The sequence below is a fragment of the Sphingomonas prati genome (genome assembly GCF_014643515.1).
Lineage (GTDB): Bacteria > Pseudomonadota > Alphaproteobacteria > Sphingomonadales > Sphingomonadaceae > Sphingomonas_R > Sphingomonas_R prati.
In genome coordinates, this window is the sequence record NZ_BMJP01000001.1 from 125,695 (window position 1) to 147,174 (window position 21,480).

Annotated in this window: 17 protein-coding genes; 10 read left to right on the forward strand and 7 right to left on the reverse strand. The window is 68.3% G+C overall.

The genetic code is table 11. The features are described 5' to 3' along the window. Window positions 1-31 precede the first annotated feature (31 nt). Both IEX50_RS00545 and alaS read left to right on the forward strand, forming a co-directional pair. Window positions 32-658, forward strand: coding sequence for a glutathione S-transferase family protein (locus IEX50_RS00545; protein ID WP_157177522.1), 627 nt, complete (start codon window positions 32-34; stop codon window positions 656-658). A gap of 49 nt (window positions 659-707) precedes the next feature. Continuing rightward, a complete protein-coding gene (gene alaS, locus IEX50_RS00550) occupies window positions 708-3,368 on the forward strand; it encodes an alanine--tRNA ligase (protein ID WP_157177523.1) in 2,661 nt (886 codons plus the stop codon). An 18-nt stretch (window positions 3,369-3,386) separates the two neighbouring features. Here alaS and IEX50_RS00555 read toward each other — a convergent pair whose 3' ends face one another. From IEX50_RS00555 to IEX50_RS00565, 3 genes are all read right to left on the reverse strand, one after another. Beyond that, a complete protein-coding gene (locus tag IEX50_RS00555; RefSeq protein WP_157177524.1) occupies window positions 3,387-3,764 on the reverse strand; it encodes a hypothetical protein in 378 nt (125 codons plus the stop codon). Window positions 3,765-3,778: 14 nt separating this feature from the next. Next, entirely contained in the window at window positions 3,779-7,243 is a 3,465-nt protein-coding gene (gene mfd, locus IEX50_RS00560; protein WP_157177525.1) for a transcription-repair coupling factor, read from the reverse strand. A gap of 161 nt (window positions 7,244-7,404) precedes the next feature. Further along, the gene (locus IEX50_RS00565; protein ID WP_157177526.1) at window positions 7,405-7,671 is read right to left on the reverse strand and encodes an FAD assembly factor SdhE; all 267 of its coding nucleotides are present in this window, start codon (window positions 7,669-7,671) and stop codon (window positions 7,405-7,407) included. Between the two features lie 76 nt (window positions 7,672-7,747). On the opposite strand from IEX50_RS00565, the gene recG reads away from it, so the two are divergent. Continuing rightward, on the forward strand, window positions 7,748-9,808 hold the full coding sequence (gene recG, locus IEX50_RS00570) for an ATP-dependent DNA helicase RecG (RefSeq protein ID WP_157177527.1): 2,061 nt from the start codon (window positions 7,748-7,750) through the stop codon (window positions 9,806-9,808). A gap of 72 nt (window positions 9,809-9,880) precedes the next feature. Here recG and IEX50_RS00575 read toward each other — a convergent pair whose 3' ends face one another. Genes IEX50_RS00575 through IEX50_RS00590 form a run of 4 tightly spaced genes read right to left on the reverse strand, consistent with a single transcriptional unit; the run spans window position 9,881 to window position 12,682 of the window. Next, complete coding sequence (locus IEX50_RS00575; RefSeq protein ID WP_157177528.1) at window positions 9,881-10,690, reverse strand: hydrolase 1, exosortase A system-associated; 810 nt, start codon at window positions 10,688-10,690, stop codon at window positions 9,881-9,883. Further along, on the reverse strand, window positions 10,675-11,379 hold the full coding sequence (locus IEX50_RS00580) for an alpha/beta hydrolase family protein (RefSeq protein ID WP_157177529.1): 705 nt from the start codon (window positions 11,377-11,379) through the stop codon (window positions 10,675-10,677). The genes IEX50_RS00575 and IEX50_RS00580 overlap by 16 nt, the downstream gene beginning before the upstream one ends. Then, window positions 11,376-11,642 (reverse strand): acyl carrier protein, encoded by a 267-nt coding sequence (locus tag IEX50_RS00585; RefSeq protein WP_157177530.1) that lies wholly within the window; start codon window positions 11,640-11,642, stop codon window positions 11,376-11,378. Before IEX50_RS00585 ends, IEX50_RS00580 begins: the two co-directional genes overlap by 4 nt. A gap of 26 nt (window positions 11,643-11,668) precedes the next feature. Next, a complete protein-coding gene (locus IEX50_RS00590) occupies window positions 11,669-12,682 on the reverse strand; it encodes a GNAT family N-acetyltransferase (RefSeq protein ID WP_157177531.1) in 1,014 nt (337 codons plus the stop codon). A 47-nt stretch (window positions 12,683-12,729) separates the two neighbouring features. Between IEX50_RS00590 and IEX50_RS00595 the strand changes: the two genes are divergently transcribed. The 7 genes from IEX50_RS00595 (at window position 12,730) to IEX50_RS00625 (ending at window position 21,453) form a co-directional block, all read left to right on the forward strand. Continuing rightward, a complete protein-coding gene (locus tag IEX50_RS00595; RefSeq protein ID WP_157177532.1) occupies window positions 12,730-14,250 on the forward strand; it encodes an acyl-CoA ligase (AMP-forming), exosortase A system-associated in 1,521 nt (506 codons plus the stop codon). Then, entirely contained in the window at window positions 14,247-15,494 is a 1,248-nt protein-coding gene (locus tag IEX50_RS00600) for a pyridoxal-dependent decarboxylase, exosortase A system-associated (RefSeq protein WP_157177533.1), read from the forward strand. Before IEX50_RS00595 ends, IEX50_RS00600 begins: the two co-directional genes overlap by 4 nt. A gap of 126 nt (window positions 15,495-15,620) precedes the next feature. After that, the gene (locus tag IEX50_RS00605) at window positions 15,621-16,262 is read left to right on the forward strand and encodes an XrtA/PEP-CTERM system exopolysaccharide export protein (protein WP_157177534.1); all 642 of its coding nucleotides are present in this window, start codon (window positions 15,621-15,623) and stop codon (window positions 16,260-16,262) included. Between the two features lie 49 nt (window positions 16,263-16,311). After that, complete coding sequence (locus IEX50_RS00610) at window positions 16,312-17,862, forward strand: XrtA system polysaccharide chain length determinant (protein ID WP_157177535.1); 1,551 nt, start codon at window positions 16,312-16,314, stop codon at window positions 17,860-17,862. Between the two features lie 161 nt (window positions 17,863-18,023). Beyond that, complete coding sequence (locus IEX50_RS00615; protein ID WP_308419279.1) at window positions 18,024-18,755, forward strand: AAA family ATPase; 732 nt, start codon at window positions 18,024-18,026, stop codon at window positions 18,753-18,755. Further along, on the forward strand, window positions 18,756-20,372 hold the full coding sequence (locus tag IEX50_RS00620) for a porin family protein (RefSeq protein WP_157177537.1): 1,617 nt from the start codon (window positions 18,756-18,758) through the stop codon (window positions 20,370-20,372). 49 nt (window positions 20,373-20,421) lie between these two features. Continuing rightward, window positions 20,422-21,453: an XrtA/PEP-CTERM system-associated ATPase gene (locus IEX50_RS00625; RefSeq protein WP_157177538.1), complete on the forward strand. Its 1,032-nt coding sequence runs from the start codon at window positions 20,422-20,424 to the stop codon at window positions 21,451-21,453. The last annotated feature ends 27 nt before the right edge of the window (window positions 21,454-21,480 follow it).

Genomic DNA, 21,480 nt, shown 5'->3' on the forward strand with positions numbered 1-21,480 from the left:
CAGTCACCCCGCAGCCACAGGCCCGCCAAAAATGACCATCATCGTCCACCACCTCGAGAATTCGCGGTCGCAGCGCATCCTCTGGCTGCTCGAGGAACTCGACCTCGCCTACGAGGTGAAGCGCTACGAACGCGATCCCAAGACGATGCTGGCCCCCCCCGAACTCAAGGCCGTCCACCCGCTCGGCAAGTCCCCGGTGATCGTCGATAATGGCCGCGTCATCGCGGAGACCGGCGCGATCGTCGAATACATCGTTGAACGGGCAGGGGGACGGCTCGGCGCACCCGGCAACCGCGACGCGGCGCTCCGCTACCGGCAGTTTCTCCACTATGCCGAAGGCTCGATGATGCCGCCGCTTCTCGCGCTGCTGGTGCTCGGCAAGCTCGGCGTCCTGGGCCTTCCGGCCCGCAAGCCGATGCAGGCCATGATGGACACCCATCTCGACTGGCTCGAGACCGAACTCGGCTCCCGCCCATGGTTTGCCGGTGCCGACTTCAGCGCCGCCGACGTCATGATGAGCTTCCCGATCGAGGCCTGCCGCTCCCGCGCCGGGCTCGACGGCACCCGCCCGCACCTGATCGACTGGCTCGAACGCTGCCATGCCCGGCCCGCTTACGGCCGCGCGCTGGAACGCGGCGGGCCCTATGCCTATGCCTGATTAACCGATTTGCTTGAGTAGCGGCGGGTCGTCGATTAAGCCGCTCGGCATGACATCGACCAACGATATCCGCCGTTCCTTCCTCGATTATTTCGGGGGGACCGGTCACCGCATCGTCCCCTCGGCACCACTCGTGCCGCAGAACGATCCGACGCTGATGTTCGTCAACGCCGGGATGGTGCCGTTCAAGAACGTCTTCACCGGCCTCGAAACGCGCCCCTACGTCACCGCCACATCGTCGCAGAAATGCGTCCGGGCCGGCGGCAAGCACAACGATCTCGACAATGTCGGCTACACGGCGCGGCACCATACCTTCTTCGAAATGCTCGGCAATTTCTCGTTCGGCGACTATTTCAAGGAACAGGCGATCACTCACGCCTGGACCCTGCTGACCCGCGACTGGGGGCTCGATCCGAACCGCCTGACCGCCACCGTCTACCATACCGACGACGAGGCGTTCGACCTGTGGCGCAAGATCGCCGGCCTGCCGGAACAGCGGATCATCCGCATCCCGACCTCCGACAATTTCTGGGCGATGGGCGATACCGGCCCCTGCGGCCCCTGCTCCGAGATTTTCTACGACCATGGCGATCACATCCCCGGCGGCCCGCCCGGCAGCCCGGACGAGGACGGCGACCGGTTCGTCGAGATCTGGAATCTGGTGTTCATGCAATATGACCAGGTGACGAAGGACGACCGCGTCGCGCTGCCGCGCCCGTCGATCGACACCGGCATGGGCTTGGAACGCATCGCCGCGGTGATGCAGGGCGTGACCGACAACTACGACACCGACACGTTCAAGGCGCTGATCGCCGCCTCCTGCGACCTGACCCGGACCGCGGCGACGGGCGACACCAAGGCCTCGCACCGCGTGATCGCCGACCATCTCCGCGCCGCGGGCTTCCTGGTCGCGGACGGCGTGCTGCCCGCCAACGAAGGGCGCGGTTACGTCCTGCGCCGCATCATGCGCCGCGCGATGCGCCACGCCCATCTGCTCGGCGCGGCCGAACCGCTTATGCACCGCCTGGTGCCCAGCCTGGTCGCTGAAATGGGCGTCGCCTATCCAGAACTGGTCCGCGCCCAGCCGCTGATCGAGGAGACGCTGAGGCTGGAAGAGACCCGCTTCCGCCAGACGCTCGCCAACGGGCTCCGCCTGCTCGACGACGCGACCGCCGACATGGCGGCCGACGGCGAACTGCCCGGCCAGGTCGCGTTCAAGCTCTACGACACGTTCGGCTTTCCCTACGACCTGACCGAGGACGCGCTCCGCGCCCAGGGCCGCACCGTCGACCGCGCCGGTTTCGACAGCGCGATGGCCGAGCAGAAGGCCGCCGCCCGTGCAGCCTGGAAGGGCTCCGGCGAGAAAGCATCGGACGAGATCTGGTTCGACATCGTCGAGGAGCTCGGCGGAACCGAGTTCACCGGCTACAGCAACCACGCAGGCGAGGCTAAGGTCGTCGCGATTCTGCGCGAAGGCGAGCGGGTTCCGCGCGCCGAGACCGGCGACGCCGTCACCATCCTGACCAACCAGACACCGTTCTATGCCGAAAGCGGCGGGCAAGTGGGCGACACCGGCACGATCACGTCCGATACCGGCCTGCACGCCGCGGTCGCCGACACCGGCAAGCCGCTCGGCCGCCTGCACGCGCACCGCGCCCGGATCGAGGGCGGCAGCGTCGCGGTCGGCGATACCGTCCGGCTGGCGGTCGACGTGGCGCGTCGCGGTCGGATCCGCGCCAACCACAGCGCGACGCATCTCCTCCACGCCGCGCTCCGCGACCGGCTCGGCGGCCATGTCGCCCAGCGCGGCAGCCTCGTCGCGCCGGAACGCCTGCGGTTCGATTTCTCGCAGCCCCGCCCGCTGGCGCCCGAGGACATCGCGGTCGTCGAAGCCGACGTGAACCGCCACATCCGCGAGAACGACGTCGTCACGACGCGCCTGATGACGCCGGACGAGGCAATCGCGGAGGGCGCGATGGCGCTGTTCGGCGAGAAATATGGCGATGAGGTCCGCGTCCTGTCGATGGGCCGCACCGAGGACGGGATCTATTCGATCGAGCTGTGCGGCGGCACGCATGTCGCGGCACTCGGCAATATCGGCCTGTTCAAGATCATCGGCGAAACCGCCGTATCGTCCGGCATCCGCCGCATCGAGGCGCTGACCGGCGAGGCCGCACGCCTCTGGCTGACCGCCCGCGACGAACGACTGCGCGAGATCGCGACGACCCTGCGGACCGGGCCGGATGACCTTGCGGCACGTGTCCAGGGGCTGATCGACGACCGTAAGCGACTCGAGCGCGAACTGGCGGAGGCGAAAAAGGCGCTGGCAACCGGCGGCGGCGCTACAGCAGACGCGGCCCCGACCGAGACGGTCGCGGGTGTGCCGTTCGTCGCCCAGACGCTGCAGGACTTCGATCCGAAGGGCCTTCGCGGGCTGGTCGACGAGGCAAAGCAGCGGATCGGGTCGGGCATCGTCACGATCGTCGCGGAAAAGGACGGCCGCGCCACGGTCGCAGTCGGCGTGACCGCCGATCTCGTCGATCGGTTCAGCAGCGTCGTGCTGGTCAAGGCCGCGGTCGCGGCGTTGGGCGGGCAGGGTGGCGGTGGCCGTGCCGACATGGCGCAGGGCGGTGGGCCGGATGGCGCCGCAGCCCCGGCCGCGATCGACGCCGTCCGTGCGGCCCTGACGAACGATACGGTCGCCGCGTAACGGCGGCGACCGAGTAGCTTAGCGGGTCTGCCGCACGCCCGTGTTCTGCACGACGGCGCGCGGCGGCAGCGCGCAGCGCGGCAGTTTCAACGACGCGAGGTCCTTGCACGGCCGAACCTGCACCGACTGGTCCTGCCCGATAAACACGCCATAGTCCGCCCCGCGGCCGCAGCGCGCGTTCCAGACCGACAGGTTGCGCCACGTGCCCCGGCGCAGATCCTGCGATACGCGGTCGCACCACAGGTTGCTGTCGAGGATCGCCCGGCGCAGCACGGCGCGGCGTGGGATGTCCTTCAACGACGCCAGCTTGTCGCTGAACGGGTTGGCCACCGGCCGCTGCGCGACCGCGGGCGTCGCCAAGACCAGCATGGCGGCCAGACCAAGTATCGGTTTCATCAGCTTCACTCCCGTCAGATGGTGAGGATCTTCGCCAAACCCTTGGACAGTTGCAACGCCCCATGCAGGCGCGCCTTCGGGTCCGGCCAGGGGCGAGTGATGACCAGCTTGTTGTCGGGGCGCAGCTTGGCCGTCCCCTTCAGCCGATCGACATAGGCGAGCAGCCCCGGAATGTCCGGGAAGCGATCGTCGTGGAAGCTGACCAGCGCACCACGCGGCCCGGCGTCGAGCTTGGCCACGCACGCCTTGCGGCAGTTCAGCTTGGTCTCGATCACCGTCAGCAGGTTCTGCGTCGCGTCCGGCAACGGCCCGAACCGGTCGATCAGCTCGGCTGCGAACGCCTCGATCGCGGTCTTGTCGTCCAGCTCGTTCATGCGGCGGTACAGACCCATCCGCAGGTCGAGATCGATGACATAGTCGTCGGGCAGCAGGATCGGCGCGTCGATTGTGATCTGCGGCGAGAAATGGTCGCGCACACGGTCGTCGCGCAGCGATCCGGCTTTCGCTTCGACGATCGCCTCCTCCAGCATCGACTGGTAGAGTTCGAACCCGACCTCCTTGATGTGCCCCGACTGCTCGTCACCGAGGAGGTTGCCCGCGCCGCGGATGTCGAGATCATGACTTGCCAGCTGGAACCCGGCGCCGAGCGTGTCGAGGTTCGACAGGATGTGCAGCCGCTTCTCCGCCGTATCGGTGATGGTCCGCGTGGCAGGCGTCGTGAGATAGGCGTAGGCGCGCGTCTTGGCCCGACCCACGCGGCCGCGGATCTGGTACAGCTGCGCCAGCCCGAAGCGGTCCGCGCGGTGGACGATCATCGTGTTGGCGGACGGGATGTCGAGCCCCGACTCGATGATGGTGGTCGACACCAACACCTCGAACTTGCGGTCGTAGAAGGCGGACATCCGCTCCTCGACGTCGCTTGCCGCCATCTGGCCGTGCGCGATCACGTAGCGGACCTCGGGTACCTCGCGGCGCAGGAAATCCTCGATATCGGGTAGGTCCGCGACGCGCGGCGTGACGAAGAAGCTCTGCCCGCCGCGATAATGCTCGCGCAGCAACGCCTCGCGCACCACGACCGGATCCCACGGCATGACATAGGTCCGCACCGCGAGCCGATCGACCGGCGGCGTCTGGATGACGGACAGTTCGCGCAGGCCCGACATCGCCATCTGCAAGGTGCGCGGGATTGGCGTGGCGGTCAGCGTCAGCTGGTGGACGTTGGTCTTGAGCGCCTTCAGCCGTTCCTTGTGGGTCACGCCGAACCGCTGTTCCTCGTCGACGATGACGAGGCCGAGCCGCTTGAAATCGATGTTCTTGGCGAGCAGCGCGTGGGTGCCGATCACGATATCGACCGTGCCGTTGGCCAGCCCTTCCTTGGTCTGGCGCACCTCCTTCGCGGTCACGAGGCGTGACAGCCGGCCGATGTTCATCGGGAAACCCTGGAACCGGTCGACGAAGTTCATGAAGTGCTGGCGCGCGAGCAGCGTGGTCGGGCACACGACCGCGACCTGCATGCCGGCCAGCGCGGCGACGAACGCAGCGCGCAACGCGACCTCGGTCTTGCCGAACCCGACGTCGCCGCAGATCAGCCGGTCCATCGGGCGGCCGGCGGACAGATCTGCCAGCACGTCGACGATCGCGGCGTCCTGGTCCTCGGTCTCCTGATACGGGAAGCGCGCGGTGAACTCGGCATAGCCGCCGGGATCGACCTCCAGCACGTCGGCGGGGCGGAGCGCGCGGGCGGCGGCGGTTGCCATCAGGTCACCCGCAATCTCGCGAATGCGCTCCTTCATCCGGCTCTTGCGCGCCTGCCACGCGACGCCGCCGAGTCGGTCCAGCCCGACGCCGTCCTCCGCATTGCCATAGCGTGACAAGATGTCGATATTCTCGACCGGCACGTACAGCTTGTCGCCGCCGGCGTAGCTCAGCATCACGCAATCATGCGGCGACGCGCCGACCGGGATCGAGGTCAGCCCCTCGTAGCGCCCGATGCCGTGGTCCATGTGGACGACCAGGTCGCCCGGCGTCAGCGTGGCGAGTTCGGCAAGGAACGCGTCGGCCGACTTCTTGCGCTTCGGCCGTCGGACGAGCCGGTCGCCCAGCATGTCCTGCTCGGTCAGGACCGCGACGTCGGGCGTCGTGAAACCGTGATCGAGGGGCACGACGGCGAGCGACACGCCACCCTTCGCCTTGCCCAGCGCCTCCTGCCAGCTTTCGGCCAGCGAGAATGTCTCCAGCCCATGATCGCGCAGCAGACCGGAGAAGCGGTCGCGCGACCCCTTGGTGTAGCTCGCCAGCACGACCTTGCGCTTCTGCTTCCGCAGTGCCGCCAGATGGTCGACGACCGCGTCGTAGATGTTGACCTGCTGCGACCGCTCCGGTGCGAAGTCGCGGGCCGGATCGACGCCGAAGTCCAGGACGCTGCCACTTTCCGGTTCGTGGAACGGCGCGATCAGGTGGACCGGACGCTCGGCAATCGCGGCCTGCAAGTCCTTGGGGCTGAGATACAGCGTGTTGGGCGCGAGCGGGCGGTAGCTCCCTGGATCGGACGACTGCGCCCGGACACGGTTGGTGTGATAGTCCGAGATCGCCTCGAACCGCGTCTCGACCGAGGGATCGGCGGAGGCATCGCGCACGACGATGTCGTCGTCGGACAGGTGATCGAACAGCGTCGACAACCGTTCTTCGAACATCGGCAGCCAATGTTCCATGCCCGCCAGCCGCCGGCCTTCGCTGATCGCCTGGTAGAGCGGATCGCCGGTCGCACTGGCGCCGAACCGCTCACGATAGGCGCCGCGGAACCGCTTGATGGTCTCCTCGTCCAGCAACGTTTCGGATGCGGGCAACAGCGTGAAGCCGTCGATCCGGCCGATCGTGCGTTGGTCGGTGATATCGAACTGCCGGACGCTCTCGATCTCGTCCCCGAAGAAGTCGAGCCGCAACGCGTGCGGCGCGCCGGCCGGCATGAGATCGACCAGCCCACCGCGGACCGCATATTCACCGGCATCCGCGACCGTATCGGTGCGGACATAGCCGTTGGCCTGCAACAACGCCGCCAACCGGTCGCGCCCGATCCGCTCGCCGGGTGCGAGCTTGGCGACCAGTTGCCGCACGCGGAACGGGGTCAGCGTCCGCTGCGTCGCGGCGTTGGCGGTGGTAACGAGCAGCTGCGGCTTGGTCGTCTTCTCCTGCAATGCGTAGAGCGCCGCCAGCCGTTCGGAGGTGGACCGCAGTGAGGGCGAGGCGCGGTCGTAGGGCAGGCAGTCCCACGCCGGATACTGGATAACCTCGAGTTCCGGCGCGAACCACGTCGCGGCATCACCCACCGCGCGCATCGCCGCCTCGTCCGACGTCACCAGCACGGCGCGCCCCTTGGCCGCCCGAGCAAGATCGGCGACCAGCGAGGGCAGGAACCCGGTCGGCACGCCCGACAGGGTGAGGGGATGGGTCGCGGTAAGTATCGTCTTCAGGTCGGGCATTCGGGACTTTCGTGAACCTCCCCCCTCCCTTTCAAGGGAAGGGCCGGGGGTGGGTGCCGCCGCGCAGACGGCGGCTCCAGCTTCGGAGGCCGGACGACACGTCTTTGCGTGCCGGCCCACCCCCAGCCCCTCCCGTGAAAGGGAGGGAAGTCATTCGGGCATCACTCCGAGACGGGGATGTAGTCCAGCTTGCGCATCCGTTCGAGCATCGGGCCCTCGTACCGCGTCGGCACCGCGATCGTGCCCAGCGCCCAGCCCATGATCTCGACATCCTCCTCGTCGAGCAGCGCCTCGAACCAGTCGATCTCCTCCAGCGTCCAGCCGGCATGCTCGCGGTCGAAGAATCCGCCGATCAGCATGTCGGCCTCCTTCGTGCCACGATGCCATGCGCGGAACCGCTGGCGCTTGATGCGGGTGGTGACGTCCATGCTGGTCCCAACGCGAATAAGCCGGCGGACGTCTTGGCGAACGTCCTCGGCGGGGTCTATGGGCACGCAGATAGTCATGCGACCCGATATACTCAATCCGCTGTTCACAGATGTAGAGTCGCTCAAGGGCGTCGGCGCGGCCTTATCCAAGCCGCTGGCGAAGCTCGGCCTGTCGCGCCCGGTCGACCTGCTGTTCGATCTGCCGACCGGATATATCGACCGCACCGCGGTGCCCGAGCTCGACGTAGTCGATGTCGGGCGCGTGGTGACGGTGGTGGTGACCCCGACCGAACACCGCATCGGCAACGGCCCGCGCAGCCCGTCGCGGGTGATCGCGACCGACCCGGCCGGGAATATCGTGGCATTGGTTTTCTTCCGCGCCAATGCCGGGATGGCCAAGGCGCTGCTCCCGATCGGCGAGACGCGCGCCGTGTCGGGCAAGCTCGAACATTACGACCAGTGGCTGCAGATCGTGCACCCGGACGTGATGACGCCGGAGGAAGCGGCCGCGCTGCCGCCGCGCGACCCGGTCTATGCGCTGACCGCCGGCCTCACGAACCGACGGTTGCAGGCACTGGTGGCGCAAGCGGTGGCGCGCGCGCCGGAGTTGCCCGAATGGATCGAGCCGACGCTGCTGGCCAAGAACGACTGGCCGGCGTGGCGCGACGCGCTGGTCCGCGCGCATGCCGACCCGACCGATGCGATGGCGAAGGACCGCCTCGCCTATGACGAGGTGTTCGCCAATCAACTTGCGCTGATGCTGCTGCGCGCGTCGTCGCGTCGGCGGAAGGGCGTGCCGTTGCAGGGCGACGGGCGCCTGCGAGGCGCGCTCAAGCTGCCCTATGCGCCGACCGGGGCGCAGGCGCGGTCGATCGCGGAAATCGAGGGCGACCTGGCCCAGCCGCGACCGATGACCCGCCTGCTGCAGGGCGATGTCGGGTCGGGCAAGACGCTGGTCGCGACGATGGCGTTGTTGGCGGCGGTCGAGGCCGGTGCGCAGGGCGCGTTGCTGGCACCGACCGAGATCCTGGCGCGGCAACATCATGCGACGTTCGTGAAAACGCTGGCTGGCCTGCCGGTAAACGTCGCGATCCTGACCGGGCGCGACAAGGGCCGCGTGCGCGAATCGACGCTCATGGGGCTGGCGGACGGATCGATCGATATCCTGATCGGCACGCATGCGATCTTTCAGGAGGCGGTCGCCTATCGCCGGCTCGGGCTGGTGGTGGTGGACGAACAGCACCGCTTCGGCGTGGCGCAGCGCATCCTGTTGCAGGCGAAGGCCGAACGCCCGCCGCACCTGCTCGTCATGACCGCGACCCCGATCCCACGCACGCTGACGCTCAGCCAATATGGCGAGATGGACGTCAGCCGGCTGGACGAGATGCCGCCCGGCCGCCAGCCGATCGAGACCCGCGTCCTGTCCGGCGCGCGGATCGACGAGATCGCGGACGCGCTGGGCCGGCACGTTACGTCCGGCGGCCAGGCCTATTGGGTGTGCCCGCTGGTCGAGGAGAGCGAGGTCAGCGACCTGACCGCGGCGGAAAGCCGCGCCGCGACGTTGCGCGAGCGGTTCGGCGACAAGGTCGGGCTGATCCACGGGCGGATGAAGGGTCCGGAAAAGGACGCCGTTATGGCCGCGTTCCAGCGCGCCGAAACGCAGGTTCTGGTGGCGACGACGGTGATCGAGGTCGGCGTCGATGTGCCCAACGCAACACTGATGATCATTGAGGCGGCGGACAGGTTCGGGCTGGCGCAGCTGCACCAGTTGCGCGGACGCGTGGGGCGGGGGACGGGCAAGTCGACCTGCCTGCTGCTGCGCGGCGACGGCCTGAGCGAGACGAGCAGGGCACGGTTGGCGCTGATGCGGGAGAGCAACGACGGCTTCCGCATCGCCGAGGAGGATCTGCGACTGCGCGGTGCGGGTGAAATGCTTGGCACTCGTCAGTCGGGGGAGGCGCAGTTCCGGATTGCCAGTCCGGAGAAGACTGCCGCGCTGATCGAGACTGCGACCGCTGACGCACGCTTGCTGGTCGACCGCGATGGCGGGCTGGACGGGCCACGGGGGCAGGCTGCGCGGGTGGCGCTCTACCTGTTCGAACGTGATGCCGCGGTGGGCTTGCTCCGCTCTGGTTAGGATGCGTTCCCCGGCGAAGGCCGGGGCCCAGGTGAAACGCTACTACCCAGGCCCCGGCCTACGCCGGGGAACTCAGGGGGCGTCCGTCGCGAACCGTTCCATCCCTGCCACGACAAACGCCGCCAGCATCGCGGCATCGTCCGCTGCGAAGGTGTGCGACGGACTATCGATCCGCACGACCTCGACCCCGTCGCGCACGTTCGCAAAGGCGCGCCCGGCCCAGGCGTCATCGAACGCGATCGCGGTCCCATCACCCTTCGCCAGCAGGATCGCCAGCGGCCGTCGCCCAGCACCCAGCGCAGAGGCAATCCGGGTCGGCAGATTGTCGTCCGCAACCGCACCCAGGCTCGCGACACCGCGCGCCGCCTTGCGCAGGTCGACGCCGCCCGTCAGCAGGCGCTTCCAGAACGCCCCGTCGGTCAGCCGCGCCAGATAATGCGCTCTCACCGCCGCCGGCGGGGGCAGGTCGCCCGCCGGCTCGACAACCCAAGGATTGGCAAGCAGCAGAGCATCCAGTTTCGCCGGGGCGTGATGCAGTGCCAAAGCCGTCGCACCGTCGCACAGGCCGAAGCCGACGACCCGTCCGCCCGGACCAAGCCGCGCGCGCAACGCATCCGCCGCCGCCGTGATGTCCGGACCGCTGTCGGCGAAGCCCGGATCCTCGCCGCCACTGTCACCGACGCCGCGTCGGTCGTAGCGCAGCACCGGCCAGCCAGCCGCCGCCACCGCGGCCGCAAGTTGCGCCATGCCGCCATGCGCACCCGCGCGGATCTCCGTCCCGCCGCCGACGATCAGCAGGCCGGCGGGGGCACTTTCATCGCCGGTATCGAGGGTCGCGGCGATCGGGTCGCCCGCGCAGTCGATGGTCAGGAATTCGCGCATGTCGCCGCCATCCGATCAATATCCTGCGCAATGGCCTTCGCCATGGCACGGTCGCGCCCCGGCTCCGCGCGACGCCACATGGGCGATCCGGGCAAGCGCTCGTCCGCACCCTTGCCGTCCCCCGCTAACCGCACGACCCGCGCGGCCCCGTCTGGCAACGCGGCGGCCAGCGCCCCGGCAAGACCTGCCGCCAATGCGGTCCCGGCGAACACCGGCCCGGAAATCGGCGCGCCAGACGTCGCGGCCATCCGCTGTGCCCGGCCCAGTTCGCGCAGCACGGTCGCGCCTTCGACCGGCGTCATGCGCCAGCAACCCGCGACATCGGCGGGGTCCGGTGCATCGTCGAGCAACGCGCCGCCGCGGAACGACGCGATCATCGCCGGTCGACCCGTCGCCACGTGCAGCAGCGCGGCACTGGCGGCGACCATCGCCCGCCAGTCGGCCAGCGTCACGGCGGCGAACGGCGTCAGGCTCTCGCCGGTGCCCGGCAGATCGGGCAGCGCGCTGCCGCGGCCGAGCACCGCCAGTTCGGCCATCACGTCGGCGAGCAACCGCCGGCACCGGTTCGCCTCGCCGAACAACGGCGGGACAAGCAGGACGGCGGCGGTATCGCCCGAACCGACGATGCGCAGATATTCCTCGCGGCCGTGGATCGTCAGGCGCGCGACGTCGGCGACGGGATTGCTCAAAGAGCTTTGTTCCGGAGGAAGTGCAGCAGACTGCCGAACGTCTCCATCATCTCGCCATCGACCTCGTCATCCTCGACGACGATGCCGAGCCGGTCCTCCAGCTCGGTCAGCAGACCAGCGACCGCCATCGAGTCGAGTTCAGGCAGCGCGCCGAACAGCGGCGTGGTGGACACGAACGTCGCGACGCGGGCGGCGTCGATCCCCAATATGTCGGTCAGCACCGATCGCAGGGTGGTCTCGATGATCGCGGCATCCTGGCTCATGGTCTTCTCCAATCGGGTGGCCGGCACTACCCGCCCTTGGCGGTACGGACAAGCGCCGCCGCCCGGGCACGGACATAGCGCAACAGTGCGGACGGGCTGCTCAACCGGAACAGCTTGACGCGCCACAGGACCTCGCGGCCGTCCATCCAGTCCGCCTTGTACGGATCGTCGCCAGTGCCAAAATCGACCGTCGCTGGTCGATCACGGTCGATCACGTGGCGGAACATCGCAGCGGTCAGCACGGTGCCGGGCGACAAGGGCCGGGCCGACTCGACATAGGCCAGCTTGTGGATCGTCGCATGCCCGCGTTCGACCAGCCACCACTGGGCCGCGACGGGTTCATCCGCCAACCAGGCGACGCCCAGCCGCAACGTGCCGGCCGCGCCTTCCTGCTCGACAAGCGTCCGCAGGAGGGCAGGCGATCCTTCAGCGCCTTTCCAGCTGTCGGCATAGACCCGCTCGTACGCCGCCCATAGTTCCGGATCGAAGCCGTACGCGATCGCGATCCGGAACGGCGTCGCCTTTGCCTTGCGCTTGGCGGTGTTGCGCAACTTTCCCGGGCGAGCCGCCCACCATGCGGCGAAGTCACCCTGGACCGCCGTCGTGCGCCGGATCGTCGCGGGCGTTGCAATCGTGCCCCAACCGGTGGCGCCGAACGCCCGTTCGACCAGCGCGCGATCGTCGTCCGCCAGCGGGGCCAGCGTGATCGAGCCGAACCGCGCCCGGGCCTTCTTCGCGCAGGCGGCGAGCAGCACGTCGTGCGGTCCCTCACCGCCGAACACCGGCGCGAAACCGAGCGTGTACCAGCAGGCCAGCGCCTCCGCCCGCCCGCCGCCGCGGTCGGTCAGGAACAGCCAGGCCCGACTGCCGTTGCATTCGGCACGGATCACGACCGGGTGCAGATCCGGCAAATGGGCGGCGATCAAGCGGAACCAGTCGATCCGGTCGAACAGCACCGGTTGTGCGTCGCGATCCAGCGCGCCCGCCGCATCGGTCGCGACGGCATCCAGATCGTCGTAGAGGTGAACGTTAACGAGCATTGCGCTATCCCCGGCAAAAGCGCCGCTGCTGAGTGTAGGGAGGTAGAGTGCAAGTTCCGGTTAATGGACCCGATCCCGTCCCGCAACGGCTCGACCGGCTGACGCTGCGCGGCGATCCGCGCGCGCCCGCGCTCGTCGATCGCGACGGGACGCTGAACTACGCGGGGTTCGATGAAGCGGTCGGCATGCTGGCTGCCGCTTTGCTCGACCGGGCGGCGACAGGGGACCGGATCGCCTGCTGGCTGCCCAAGACGCGGATCGCCTGCCTGCTGCCGCTCGCCTGCGCGCGGGCGGGGCTGGTCCATGTGCCGATCAACCCGCTACTGAAACGTGCGCAGGTCGCCCACATCCTGGCGGACAGCGGCGCGGTCCTGCTCATCACGCAGCCGGCGAGGCTAGACACGCTTCAACCGGGCGACCTTGGGTCCGCCGAGGCTATCGACGCGCTGGCGATCTCGCTGGACGGTGCGGGGCTTGCCCCCTCCGCTTTGGACGCCGACCCGCAAACGCTGGCCCAGATCCTCTACACATCCGGATCGACCGGGCGACCCAAGGGGGTAATGCTCAGCCATGCGAACCTGTGGTTGGGCGCGGTTTCCGTCGCCCACTATTTCGGGCTGGCGGGGGATGACCGCGTCTTGGCGCTGCTCCCGCTCAGTTTCGACTATGGCCAGAGCCAGCTGCTCGCCACCTGGGCCGCGGGCGGGTGCGCGTACCCGCTCGATTACCTGACGCCGGCCGACGCGGTGAAGGCCGTCGTGAAGGCGGGCATCACCACGCTGGCCGGTGTGCCGCCACTGTGGGTCCAGCTGGTCGAGGCGAAGTGGCCGACCGACGGCGCGCCGACGTTGCGCCGGATCACAAACACCGGCGGGCGGCTGTCCGTCCCGCTCGTCCGCCGACTGCGGACGTTGTTCCCGGACGCGCGACTGTTTTCGATGTACGGGCTGACCGAGGCGTTCCGCTCTACCTATCTCGACCCCGAACTGATCGACCGACACCCGGACTCAATCGGCACCGCCATCCCGTTTGCCGAAATCCTGGTCGTCACCCCGGACGGCACGATCGCCGCGGACGGACAGCCGGGCGAACTGGTCCATGCCGGGCCGCTGGTGGCGCAGGGCTATTGGCAGGACGCCGAACGGACGGCGCTGCGGTTCCGGCCGGCTCCGGCGGCGTCGGCTCTCGGCGGCATGGCGGTCTGGTCCGGCGACACGGTGATGCGCGGCGCGGACGGCCTGCTGCGCTTTGTTGGGCGCGACGACGAGATGATCAAGTCTGCCGGCAACCGGATCAGCCCGACCGAGGTCGAGGAAGCGGCGGTCGCGGCCGGCGCGGCGGAGGCGGTGGCACTCGGCATCGCCGACGAACGGCTCGGCCAAAGCGTTTTGCTCGTCGCCCGCGGGGACGGCGACCACGACCGGCTATTGTCGGCAATGAAGCGCGACCTGCCCAATTTCATGGTGCCGCACCGCGTGATCTGGCGCGACGCCCTGCCGCGCAACGCGAACGGCAAGCTCGACCGCGTCGCGCTGAAATCGGAATATGTGCAGGAGGCCGGCGCATGAAGGCGATGGGCACGGTCCCGGCCGAGTTCGGCGCGGTGGACGGCGAGCTGCGGATCGCGGGGCAGGGCGTCACCGCCCATGTCGCGGCCGCCGGCGATACGCCGCTGTTCGTCTACGATCTCGCCCGCATCCGGGCGCAAGTCGCGGCGTTCCGCGCGCACATGCCGCCGGGCGTGTCGCTTCATTATGCGATGAAGGCCAATCCGTGGGCGCCGCTGCTCGCGCGAATGGTGCCGATGGTGGACGGGATCGACGTCGCGTCGGGGGGTGAACTCGCGTTGGCGGTCGCGGCGGGGGCGACGCACATCAGCTTCGCCGGACCCGGCAAGCGCGACCGCGAACTGCGCGCTGCGATCCTGGCGGGCGCGACGCTGAACCTCGAGTCGGAAGGCGAGGCAGAGCGTGCGATCGGCATAGCGGCCGACGAGGGGGTCCGCCCACGGCTGGCGGTGCGGGTGAACCCGGACTTCGACCTGCGCGGGTCGGGGATGAAGATGGGCGGCGGGGCCAAGCCGTTCGGAGTCGATGCGGACCGTGCGGCGGCGCTCGTCCGGCGGATCGTGGCGAGCGGCGCGGACTATCGCGGGCTCCATATCTTTGCCGGATCGCAAGCGCTCGACCCGGATGCGATCGCCGATGCGCAGGCGTCCGCGATGGCGCTGGCGGCGCGGGTGAGCCGGGACAGCGAGACGATGCCGCCGCTGGTCAACCTGGGCGGCGGGTTCGGTATCGCCTATTTCCCGCATGAGACGCCGCTTGATCTCACGGTGATCGGCAGACGGCTGACCGATGCGCTTGCGGTACGCGATCCGGTACTGGCCGAGACGCGGTTCGCGATCGAACTCGGCCGATGGCTGGTCGGGGAGGCGGGGGTCTACCTCACTCGGATCGTCGACCGGAAGGAGAGTCACGGCGAGACCTTCCTCGTGACCGACGGCGGGCTGCATCATCAGCTGGCGGCATCCGGCAATTTCGGCACGGTCGTACGGCGCAACTATCCGGCGGTTATCGCGACGCGGTTCGGGGCGGAGCCGACCGAGACCGCCAGCATCGTCGGTTGCCTTTGCACGCCGCTCGATCGGTTGGCGGACCGCGTCGCGCTGCCCCGGGCGGAGGTCGGCGATCTCGTCGCCATCTTCATGGCGGGCGCGTACGGCGCCACCGCCAGCCCGGCCGCCTTTCTCGGGCACCCCGCACCGATGGAACGACTGGTCGACGGGGATGCTGCAATCTGTCCCGAATGATGGTAAATTTTCGGTAAAGACCCGAACCCTGTGGCGTTCCTAACCGTATCTTCACCTGTATCGGCGATGCAGGTCCAATAACCGAGCGATCCGTATCGCCCCTGCAAAAAGCCCAAGGTGACCAAGATGATCGACACGCGTGCAACCGTCCTGACCCTGGCGCTGGTCGCCACCGCCATTACCGGTTGCGCAGGCGGCGGTCCGGCCGCGCCGCAGCTTCCGCCCGCGGCGTTCGTTTCGTCCACCCAGGGGCCAAGCGAGGATTATGTCATCGGGCCGCTCGACAGCCTGACGATCTTCGTCTGGCGCAACCCGGAACTCGGCGGCAAGGTTCAGGTTCGTCCCGACGGGCGTATTACAACGCCGCTGATCGCCGATCTGCCCGCGGTCGGCCGCACCCCGGCGCAGCTGGCGGACGACATCAAGAACCGGCTCGCCACCTTTGTGCGCGAACCGCTGGTCTCGGTCATCGTCGACAATTTTTCGGGCACCTTCTCGCAACAGGTCCGCATCGTCGGCGCCACCGAGAAGCCGGCATCGATCCCGTACCGCGCCAACATGACGCTGCTCGACGCGATGATCGCGGTCGGCGGGCTAAGCGAGTTCGCGTCGGGCAACAAGGCGCGCCTCGTTCGGTTCGACCGCGCGACGGGCAAGCAGACGGAATACAGCCTGCGCATCGGCCGCCTGCTGAAGCAGGGCGATGCCAAGGCGAACGTCGCGCTGCAGCCGGGCGATGTCATCATCATCCCGGAAAGCATGTTCTGATCCGCACGCGCGGCAACGAACCGGAACCGGACGGGAACGGCAGGTAAAGATGAACGGCCTCTACGACGAAGTGAAGATCGCGCTGCATTCGGTCTGGCGGCAACGCTGGCTCGCGCTGGGTGTAGCGTGGGCCGTGGCGTTGCTCGGCTGGCTGGTCATCGCGCTGATTCCCAACAGCTATGAAAGCACTGCACGCGTCCAGGTGCAGAACCAGTCGATGCTGAGCGACACGATGGGGATCAGCCCCAACGATCAGCAGGGCGACATCGACCGCGTCCGCTCCGCGCTGCTGTCCGCCGCCAACCTGCGCAAGGTCGTGCTGGGCAGCGGTATGGCCGCGGTCGGTGCCGACGACGGCACGATCGACGGGCACATCTCAACATTGCGCGATGCAGTCACCGTAAAGGCGCTGCCCGACAACATGTTCGAGATCAGTGCGCGGATCTCCGCCGGTGGTAACAGCGACGCGCATAACGCCGTTCTGGCGCGTCGCGTGGTGGAGCAGCTCGTCACGATCTTCTCCACCGAAAACGTCATGGGCGGCCGCGAGGAAGCCGGCGAGACGCTGACTTTCCTGAACCAGGAACTGGCCCGGCGTGCGGCGCAGCTGTCGGAGGCGGAGGCACGGCGTGTTGCGTTCCAGCAGAAATATATGGGTCTTCTTCCTGGCGTCGGATCGTTCGAGCAGCGCGCGGAGCAGAAGCGCGCCGAACTGAGCCAGGTCGAAACCGAACTGGTGTCCGCACAAAGCGCGCTGGCAGCGATGGGTGGGCAACTGGCGAGTACGCCTGCGACGATCGCCGCGCCTTATTATGGCGGCGGTGGGGCTGTCGGCGGCGCACGCGGCCGGCTCTCGGCGCTCGAAGGGCAGCTGAGCGAGGCGATGGCACGCGGCCTGACCGACCAGCATCCCGACGTGATCGCCCTGCGGTCGCAGATCACCCGGACGCGGTCCGACGTTGCCCGCGAACCTGCCTCGGGCGGCGGCGGCGCCGGGACGGTGCAGAACCCGGCCTATGCCTCGATCCGTTCGCTCCAGGCGGATCGGCAGGGGACCGTATCCGGCCTGTCGCAGCGCCGCGCGGCATTGCAGGCCGAGATCGGCTCGCTCTCGTCGCGCCAGGCATCGGAACCAAGCGTGGCGGCGGAACAGGATCGGCTCAACCGCGGTTACGACGTCCTGAAAACGCAATATGACAAGCTGCTGGCCGATCGCGAGCAGGTTCAGTTGCGGGCCGACGTCAGCACCAAGACCGATGCCGTCCGCGTACAGGTCATGGATCCGCCGTCCGCGCCACAGGTGCCGGTTGCGCCGAAGCGGCCACTGCTTCTGGCCGGGATCCTGGTCGTCGCGCTGGGTGCCGGGGCAGGGGTCGCGTTCGCGCGCGGTCAGCTGACGACGACGTACCCGACCGCGGGCAAGCTGGCGTCGGCGACGGGCCTGCCGGTCCTCGGCTCGGTGTCGGAGGTGGTCACCCCGGCGCAACAGTCGGTGCGCCGCAAGCATACGCTGCGGTTCGCCGGGGGCGTCGCCGGTCTGGTCGGCTGCTTCCTGTTGCTGATGACCATCGAATTCATCCAGCGGGGGCTGGTAGCATGAGGAACGCCCCGATGACCGAACCCCGCCGATCGTTGTTCGAGCGCGCCGCCGACGTTTACGACTTCAATGCCGCGGCGCGTGCGCGTTTACCCGGTCCCGAGACCAACACGCGCCCACCGCTGGACGGCGGCCGCCGTTCTACTGACACGGCTCGTCCTACGATGCCGAATCGTCGCGGATCGGTGGCGCGCGATGCATTGACCGCGGCCGGTTTCGTCATGCCCGACGGCGGCGTCACGGCGATCGCCGAGGAGTTCCGCCTGGTGAAACGCCAGCTGCTTCAGGCCGCCACGGCACCCGATGCCACGCCGCGCGATCGGATGCTGCTCGTCGCGTCGGCGTTGCCGGCCGAGGGCAAGACGTTCTGCGCGGTCAACCTGGCGCTGTCGATCGCGGCCGAGAAGGATTTTGAGGTCCTGCTGGTCGATGCCGACGTCGCCAAGCCGACGATCCCCGCGCTGCTGGGTCTGGAGGACGGTCCCGGTCTGATGGACGCGATCGCTGACCCGCGGCTCGATGTCGAAGGCTGTATCATCCGGACCGACATCGGCAATCTGTCGGTCCTGCCGGCCGGCAGCATCCGCAACGACGCGACGGAGTTGCTGGCATCCGACAGCACCCGCGTGGTGCTCGACCGGATCGCGACGCAGCGTACGAACCGCATCGTCCTGTTCGATTCGCCCCCCGCGCTCGCGGCATCGCCAGCGTCTGAAATCGCTCATCATGTCGGCCGCGTCGTGATGGTGGTCCGTGCGGACCGCACCGGCGAGACGGAACTGCGCGAGGCCGTTGCCCTGCTGTCCGGGTGCGACGACATCCGGCTGTTGCTGAACGCGGCGGCGCTGGCGTCGGGTGGCCGGCGCTTCGGGTCCTATTACGGACAGGTCGGCTGAATGCGTTCGACGACCATCCTGGCCACGGCAATCGTCGGCGTCGGCATGCCCGGCGGCGCGGCGGTCGCAGCGCCGCGAACCACCTATGTCACGCCGTATATCGAGGCGTTGCAGGTGCTCGACGTGCCGATCACCGGCGGGCGCGACGTGCTGACCTACAGTGTGCTCGCCGCCGGGGTGGATGCTGGCGCGAGCGGACGGCGCCTCGAAGGCACACTCAGCTACCGCTACGAACGACGCTTCCCTTGGGGCGGCGACGGCGGGGTGCCGAGCGATACGCATAACGGAATTGCGCGCGGCAGCTTTCAGCTTGTGCCCAATTTCCTGACGCTCCAGGCCGGTGGCATCGCCACCCGAACGCGCGTCGATGCGCGCGGCGGAGGAGTGGATTTCCTTGGCCGCGGCAACAATGTCGCGCAGGTCTATGGCGGCTACATCGGCCCGAGCCTTACGACGCGCGTGGGTGCGCTGGACGTCAACGCAAGCTACCGCTTTGGTTACGTCAGGACCGACGATGGGTCCAGCAACGGCGACGATCTCGGGACCAACCAGTTCGGATTGAACCGCTACGACAGCTCCGTCAGCCATCTGGCGAACGCCAGCGTTGGGATGAAGCCGGGACAGCTACCGTTCGGCTGGACGCTGTCCGGCTCCTACTCGCGCGAGGATGCCAAGCCGCTTGACCAGCGGTTCGTAAACAAGTTCGTGCGTGCGGAAGTGCTGGTTCCGGTCGCGCCCACGCTCGCGCTGACTGCCGGCGTTGGATATGAGGATATCCGCGTCTCGCAGCAGGCGGTGCAACGAACCGCGGCGGGCCTGCCGGTGGTGGACAGCAACGGCCGGTTCGTTGGCGATCGGTCCGCCCCGCGACAGATCGCGTACGACTTTGATGGGCTGTTCTTCGACGCGGGCGTGATCTGGCGACCCAGCCGGCGGACGACACTCGTGGCGTCCGTGGGCCGGCGTTATGGCCAGCTGGCGGTCACCGGATCGTTCAGCCACCAGATCACGTCGCGCAGCGGGGTGACGATCGGTGTCTATAACGGCATCGACAGTTTCGGCCGGTCGATCGGCAACAACCTGTCCGCTTTGCCGACGCAGTTCTCCGTGCCGCGCAACGGCCTGAACAACCGATTCGATGGGTGCGTGTTCGGCAACCAGGGCACGGGCGGTTGCTTCAACGACTCGCTGCAGTCGGCCAGCACGTCCAACTACCGGGCGCGCGGAATCAACGCGCTCTACACCAACCGCCGCGGCGCGCTGACGTTCGGGCTGGGCGCTGGTTACGACGAACGGCGCTATCTCGGGCCTGTGCTGGCCTCCAACGGGATTTCGTACGACAATGTCACCGACCGCAGCGTGACGGCGCAGGCCAACGCCACGATCACCCTGGACGAACGGTCGAGCCTGTCGAACCAGATCTACGTCGGCTGGTTTGAAAGCGGGCTACCGGGCGCGGACGGCGTGCTGACCGGCGGTGCATCGAGCAGCTATTACCGTCGCCTGACCGACCGGTTGAGCGGCAACGCCACGCTCGCGATCTTCGCGACCGACCAGCAGGAATATGATACCGACATAACGGGGCAGTTGCTCGTCGGAGCGCGTTACGCATTCTAGGCCAACGTTAAGGATTGCGCGGATACAGTGCCGCGCAGGAGACGCCACTATGTACCAAGACCATTATGGGCTGACCGATCGCCCGTTCCAGCTGACGCCCGACCCACGTTTCTGGTTCGAAAGCGCCACCCACCGCAAGGCGATGGCCTATCTGGGCTATGGCTTGGCGCAGGGGGAGGGCTTCATCGTCATCACCGGCGACATCGGCGCGGGCAAGACCACGCTGGTCGCGCACCTGATGGAAACGGTCGATCCGCAACGCCTGACCGCGGTCCGGCTGGTGTCGACGCAGGCCGACGCCGACCAGCTCGTCGCGCTGGTGGCGCAGGCGTTCGGCGTCGGCGGCGGCGCGCATGACAAGGCGGCACTGATCGACCGGATCGAACGCCATTTGGTCAACGAGGCGCGCTCCGGCCGCCGCACGCTCCTGATCGTCGACGAGGCGCAGACGCTGTCACTCGGGGCGCTCGAAGAGCTGCGGATGCTGTCGAATTTCCAGACCGGCAACCAGCCGCTGCTTCAGATCTTCCTGCTCGGCCAGCCGGAATTCCGTGAACTGCTGCAACAGTCGGACCGGCTGGAGCAGCTGCGCCAGCGGGTGATCGCGACGCATCACCTCGATCCGATGACCGCGAACGAGGTCGAGCCCTATATGCTGCACCGCCTCGCGCGGGTCGGCTGGGCGGGCAATCCGGATTTCGAGCCCGCCGCGTACGACGCCTTTTTCAGCCATTCGGGCGGCGTGCCCCGCAAGCTGAACCAGATCGCCGGGCGCGTCCTGCTCGCCGCCGCGGTCGAGGATCGGACCGTCATCGATGCGGCGCTGGTCGACAGCGTGGCGTCGGAGATGGACGGCGATGCCAACCGCCCACGCGCCGCCGCCGAAAACGAACCGCGCCTGCGCAGCGCGTCGGTCACGCCGCTGCGGGCCGAACCCGCATACGACGCCCGGCTGAACGCGATCGAGGCGCGCCAGGACGAACTGGAGTCGTCGCTGCGCCGCGTGCTTGGCCTGCTGATCGACTGGGTCGAGAGCGATGCGCCGCTGCGCTCCGATCGTTCGCGCCACAACGCGGCCTGATCGTCTCATGCCCGACGCACAGCCCAT

What these genes read in the sequence shown, in the direction of transcription:
- IEX50_RS00545 (WP_157177522.1), top strand. Translation starts at nt 32, where the DNA reads ATGACCATCATCGTCCACCACCTCGAGAATTCGCGGTCGCAGCGCATC.
- alaS (WP_157177523.1), top strand. Translation starts at nt 708, where the DNA reads ATGACATCGACCAACGATATCCGCCGTTCCTTCCTCGATTATTTCGGG.
- IEX50_RS00555 (WP_157177524.1), bottom strand. Translation starts at nt 3,764, where the DNA reads ATGAAACCGATACTTGGTCTGGCCGCCATGCTGGTCTTGGCGACGCCC.
- mfd (WP_157177525.1), bottom strand. Translation starts at nt 7,243, where the DNA reads ATGCCCGACCTGAAGACGATACTTACCGCGACCCATCCCCTCACCCTG.
- IEX50_RS00565 (WP_157177526.1), bottom strand. Translation starts at nt 7,671, where the DNA reads ATGGACGTCACCACCCGCATCAAGCGCCAGCGGTTCCGCGCATGGCAT.
- recG (WP_157177527.1), top strand. Translation starts at nt 7,748, where the DNA reads ATGCGACCCGATATACTCAATCCGCTGTTCACAGATGTAGAGTCGCTC.
- IEX50_RS00575 (WP_157177528.1), bottom strand. Translation starts at nt 10,690, where the DNA reads ATGCGCGAATTCCTGACCATCGACTGCGCGGGCGACCCGATCGCCGCG.
- IEX50_RS00585 (WP_157177530.1), bottom strand. Translation starts at nt 11,642, where the DNA reads ATGAGCCAGGATGCCGCGATCATCGAGACCACCCTGCGATCGGTGCTG.
- IEX50_RS00590 (WP_157177531.1), bottom strand. Translation starts at nt 12,682, where the DNA reads ATGCTCGTTAACGTTCACCTCTACGACGATCTGGATGCCGTCGCGACC.
- IEX50_RS00600 (WP_157177533.1), top strand. Translation starts at nt 14,247, where the DNA reads ATGAAGGCGATGGGCACGGTCCCGGCCGAGTTCGGCGCGGTGGACGGC.
- IEX50_RS00605 (WP_157177534.1), top strand. Translation starts at nt 15,621, where the DNA reads ATGATCGACACGCGTGCAACCGTCCTGACCCTGGCGCTGGTCGCCACC.
- IEX50_RS00610 (WP_157177535.1), top strand. Translation starts at nt 16,312, where the DNA reads ATGAACGGCCTCTACGACGAAGTGAAGATCGCGCTGCATTCGGTCTGG.
- IEX50_RS00615 (WP_308419279.1), top strand. Translation starts at nt 18,024, where the DNA reads ATGCCGAATCGTCGCGGATCGGTGGCGCGCGATGCATTGACCGCGGCC.
- IEX50_RS00620 (WP_157177537.1), top strand. Translation starts at nt 18,756, where the DNA reads ATGCGTTCGACGACCATCCTGGCCACGGCAATCGTCGGCGTCGGCATG.
- IEX50_RS00625 (WP_157177538.1), top strand. Translation starts at nt 20,422, where the DNA reads ATGTACCAAGACCATTATGGGCTGACCGATCGCCCGTTCCAGCTGACG.